This is a genomic window from Streptomyces sp. NPDC033270, from assembly GCF_055576575.1.
Map to the genome: position 1 here is coordinate 186,460 of NZ_JBVIRA010000020.1, position 4,806 is coordinate 191,265.

A 4,806-nucleotide genomic window follows, 5' to 3' on the forward strand; every position below is an offset into this window, starting at 1 on the left:
AGAACTCTGCGGGGGCGGGGAGGGGGGAAACAACACCCCCACCCAAGCCCCCCCCGGGGGGGGGGGGGGGGAAACCCACCCCCCCCCCCCCCCCGGCCCGTTCGCCGGACCGACCCGGCGGCCAGGCGATGTTTCGGCGTCAACGCTACGCGCGTAGCGTGGAGTTGGCGCGATATCGTCACCTCCCCGCTCCTCCTTACCACTCCCTGCTCCCGAGGAGAGTGCGCCATCAAAGCGTCCAGCAGTCCCCAGGCAGACAGCGCCCCCGCCGCGGCACCGGCGGTGGAACTCCGCGGGATCACCAAGCGGTTCCCGGGTGTCGTCGCCAACCACGACATCGACATCACCATCCGCCGCGGCACCGTGCACGCGCTGGTCGGTGAGAACGGCGCCGGCAAGTCCACGCTGATGAAGATCCTCTACGGCATGCAGAAGCCGGACGAGGGCACCATCGGCATCGACGGCGAACGGGTCAGCTTCCACAGCCCGGCCGACGCCATCGCCCGCGGCATCGGCATGGTGCACCAGCACTTCATGCTCGCCGACAACCTCACCGTCCTGGAGAACGTCGTTCTCGGCGGCGAGAAGCTGCACGGCATCGGCACCAGGGCCCGCGCCGAGATCCTCAAGCTCTCCGACCGCTACGGCCTCGGCGTCCGCCCCGACGTCCTCGTCGAGGACCTCGGCGTCGCCGACCGCCAGCGCGTGGAGATCCTCAAGGTCCTCTACCGCGGCGCCCGCACCCTGATCCTCGACGAGCCGACCGCCGTGCTGGTCCCGCAGGAGGTCGACGCGCTCTTCGACAACCTGCGCGAGCTCAAGGCCGAGGGCCTGACCGTCATCTTCATCTCCCACAAGCTGGGCGAGGTGCTCTCGGTCGCCGACGACATCACCGTCATCCGGCGCGGCACCACCGTCGCCTCCGTCGTCCCCAGCGAGACCACGCCCAAGCAGCTCGCCGAGCTGATGGTCGGCAGCGAGCTGCCCTCGCCGCAGACCCGCGAGTCCACCGTCACGGACGTGGAGATGCTCCGGGTCGAAGGGCTGAGCCTGGCCACCGCCGACGCGGAGGGAGTCGAGCGCACCGTCCTGAACGACGTGTCGCTGACCATCCGCAAGGGCGAGGTCCTGGGCATCGCGGGCGTGGAGGGCAACGGCCAGGCCGAACTGGTCGAGGCCATCATGGGCATGCGCGACCCCGACAGCGGCACCATCACGCTGGACGGCATCGACATCAGCCATCTGCCCACCCGCACCCGGCGCGAGGACGGCATCGGCTACATCCCCGAGGACCGCCACCGGCACGGCCTGCTGCTGGAAGCCCCCCTGTGGGAGAACCGCATCCTGGGCCATGTCACCGAAAAGCCCAACGCCAAGGGCCGGCGGCTGGACCTGAAGGCCGCCCGTGCGGACACCGCGCGGATCGTCCGCGAGTACGACGTGCGCACGCCCGGCATCGAGGTCACCGCGGCCTCGCTCTCCGGCGGCAACCAGCAAAAGCTGATCTTCGGCCGCGAGATGAGCCACCACCCCAAGCTGCTGATCGCCGCGCACCCCACCCGGGGCGTGGACGTCGGTGCCCAGGCGCAGATCTGGGACCAGATCCGCACCGCCCGCCGCGAGGGCCTCGCCGTACTGCTGATCTCGGCCGACCTGGACGAGCTGATCGGCCTGTCCGACGGGCTGCGGGTGATGTACCGCGGCCGGCTCGTCGCCGACGCCGACCCCGCCACCATCACCCCGGAGGAGCTGGGCTCGGCCATGACCGGCGCCGCCAGCGGCCATCTGACCCATTCCGACAGCGACACCGCCGCAGACTCGGAGCCGCGCTCGTCCCAGGAGGGAGAGTCCGAGTGAAGAAGCTCGACAAGAACAAGCTGATCCTGGGCATCGCCGCGCCCGTCCTGGCGATCGTCGCGGCGCTGGCCATCACCTCGGTGATCATCCTGGCCACCGGCAAGGACCCGATCCACGCCTACACGGTGATGGCCGACTTCGGCTCCAAGAGCGACAGCCAGGTCTGGATCATCAACAAGGCGGTCCCGTACTACCTGTCCGCGCTGGCCGTCGCCATCGGCTTCCGGATGAACCTGTTCAACATCGGAGTCGACGGCCAGTACCGCATCGCGGCGTTCTTCGCCGCGGTGGTCGGCGGTGCGCTGACCCTCCCCGGCTTCCTGCAGATCCCGCTGATCATCATCGTCGCGATGCTGGTCGGCTCGGTCTGGGCCGGTATCGCGGGCCTGCTGAAGACCACCCGCGGCGTCAGCGAGGTGATCACCACGATCATGCTGAACGCCATCGCGGCCGCCGTCATCGGCTACTTCCTCCAGGACGGCCGGCTCGCGATCAAGGACGGCAACCTCTTCCACACGCCGAACCTCCCGGCCTCCAGCCACTTCTTCACCATCCCCACCCAGCCCGCTCCGCTCGACGGCTTCCTCGTCGTCGCCGTCGTCGTCGGCTTCGTCTACTGGTTCGTGCTGGGCCGCACCCGCTTCGGATTCGACCTGCGCACCGTGGGCCAGTCGGAGTCCGCGGCCGAGGCGGGCGGCGTCAACGTCAAGCGGATGATCGTCACCTCCATGCTGCTGTCCGGCGCCGCGGCCGGCCTGATCGGCATGCCGACGCTGCTCGGCGTCTCGTACAACTACGGCACCGACTTCCCCATCGGCATCGGCTTCACCGGCATCGCCATCGCGCTGCTGGGCCGCAACCACCCGATCGGGATGGCCGCCGGCGCACTGCTGTGGGGCTTCCTCGAACGCACCGGCACCCAGCTCGAGTTCGAGGACTACGAGCAGGAGATCGTCGGCGTGATGCAGGGCGTCATCGTGCTGTGCGTCGTCATCGCCTACGAACTCGTGCGCCGCTACGGCCTCAGACTCCAGCAGCGGCAGGTCGGCGAGGAGCTCGCCGCCCAGGCCCGCAAGACCGAGAAGGCGGAGGTGGCCTCGTGAGTACGAACCTCACGGCTCCGGTCGACCAGAGCCCCCATCACCACAAGCCCAAGACCGCCCGGGCCAGGCTCAGCTACCCCAAGGTCCTGCTGATCATCTCGGGCAGCCTGATCCTGCTGTCCCTGCTGCGGATCGTCACCGGCGCCAACAACCTGACCGAATCGGGCCAGTACATCGCCGCGCTCAACGCCGCCGTCCCGATCGGCCTGGCCGGCCTCGGCGGCCTGTGGGCCGAGCGCTCCGGCGTCATCAACATCGGCCTCGAAGGCATGATGATGCTCGGCGCCTTCTCCGCGGGCGCGGTCGGCTGGCAGCACGGCCCCTGGGCCGCGGCGCTGGCCGGCGTCGTCGGCGGTGCGCTCGGCGGACTGCTGCACGCCGTCGCCACCGTCACCTTCGGCGTCGACCACATCATCTCCGGCGTCGCCATCAACATCATGGCGCTCGGCCTGACCCAGTTCCTGGCCAAGCTGTGGTTCGGCGCGGACGGCAGCGCGGCCGCGGCGGCCGGCGGCAACGACAAGCAGTCGCCGCCGATGCCGGACATGCCGACGTTCACCGTCCCCGGCCTGTCCGACTGGCTGCACTCCATCGAGCAGCACCACTGGTTCCTGGTCTCCGACACCGCCGGCATCGCCGGCTCCCTGGTCACCAACGTCTCCTGGCTGACCGTGGTGACCGCCGGCCTGTTCGTGCTCACCTTCTACGTCCTGTGGCGCTCCGCGTTCGGCCTGCGGCTGCGCTCCTGCGGCGAGGGCCCGATCGCGGCCGAGTCCCTGGGCGTCAACGTCTACCGCTACAAGTACGCGGCGGTGCTCGTCTCCGGCGCACTGGCCGGCCTCGGCGGCGCGTTCCTGGCGATCTACGTCCACATCTACCAGGACGGCCAGACCGGCGGCCGCGGCTACATCGGCCTCGCCACCATGATCTTCGGCAACTGGCGGCCGGGCGGCGTCGCCATGGGCGCCGGCCTGTTCGGCTTCATGGACGCGCTCCAGCTGCGTGGCGGCGGCCCCACCGTCCACGCCCTGCTGCTCCTGCTGGCCGTGCTGCTGGTCGGCCTGGCGCTGTGGAAGCTGCGCGGCGGGCAGCGCACCCAGGCCGTGCTCAGCCTGGTCGCGGCCGCGCTGCTCGGCCTGTGGTACGCCACCACAGACACGGTCCCGCTGGAGATCGTCGGTGTCGCCCCGTACATCGCTACGCTGCTGGTGCTCTCGCTGGCCGCGCAGCGGCTGCGGCCACCGAAGGCGATCGGCAAGATCTACCGAAGAGGCCAGGGCAAGTGAACCAAGCTCCCGACTGGGAGTCACTGCGCGCGCAGGCCCGGGACGCGATGTCCCGGGCCTACGCCCCGTACTCCGACTACCCCGTCGGCGCCGCCGCCCTCGTCGACGACGGCCGCACCGTCACCGGCTGCAACGTCGAGAACGCCTCCTACGGCCTGGGCCTGTGCGCCGAATGCGGCCTGATCTCCACCCTGTTCGCCAGTGGCGGCGGCCGACTCACGGCCTTCACCTGCGTCGACGGCGCCGGCGAACCGCTCGTGCCCTGCGGCCGATGCCGCCAGCTGCTGTACGAACACGGCGGCCCGGACCTGCTGGTGGACACCCAGGCGGGCATCCGGCCCCTGTCGGAACTACTGCCGGACGCGTTCGGGCCGGGGCATCTGAGGGGCTGAGGGCGGGGCGGACGAGGAAGGCGACGGCTCCTAGTCGTACGGCCCTAGGGGTGCCATCGCCCCCTTAGGGCATGGCACCCCCGCCCCCCCCCCCCCCCCCCCCCCCCCCCCCCCCCCCCCCCCCCCCCCCCCGCCCCCCCCGCGTTGTACCAGCCCCACCCCCCCCCC

The 4,806-nt window shown here is 70.8% G+C and carries 4 protein-coding genes; all 4 read left to right on the plus strand.

What is annotated here, in order from left to right; genetic code table 11:
* The first annotated feature begins 228 nt into the window (after positions 1 to 228).
* The 4 genes from ACZ5XZ_RS26250 to ACZ5XZ_RS26265 are packed head-to-tail and all read left to right on the plus strand — an operon-like array spanning position 229 to position 4,638.
* Positions 229 to 1,857, plus strand: a complete 1,629-nt coding sequence (locus tag ACZ5XZ_RS26250) for an ABC transporter ATP-binding protein (RefSeq protein ID WP_468982171.1) — start codon at positions 229 to 231, stop codon at positions 1,855 to 1,857.
* On the plus strand, positions 1,854 to 2,960 hold the full coding sequence (locus tag ACZ5XZ_RS26255; protein WP_468982152.1) for an ABC transporter permease: 1,107 nt from the start codon (positions 1,854 to 1,856) through the stop codon (positions 2,958 to 2,960). The genes ACZ5XZ_RS26250 and ACZ5XZ_RS26255 overlap by 4 nt, the downstream gene beginning before the upstream one ends.
* Entirely contained in the window at positions 2,957 to 4,246 is a 1,290-nt protein-coding gene (locus ACZ5XZ_RS26260) for an ABC transporter permease (protein ID WP_468982154.1), read from the plus strand. Before ACZ5XZ_RS26255 ends, ACZ5XZ_RS26260 begins: the two co-directional genes overlap by 4 nt.
* Positions 4,243 to 4,638, plus strand: coding sequence for a cytidine deaminase (locus ACZ5XZ_RS26265; protein WP_468982156.1), 396 nt, complete (start codon positions 4,243 to 4,245; stop codon positions 4,636 to 4,638). Before ACZ5XZ_RS26260 ends, ACZ5XZ_RS26265 begins: the two co-directional genes overlap by 4 nt.
* Positions 4,639 to 4,806 lie beyond the last annotated feature (168 nt).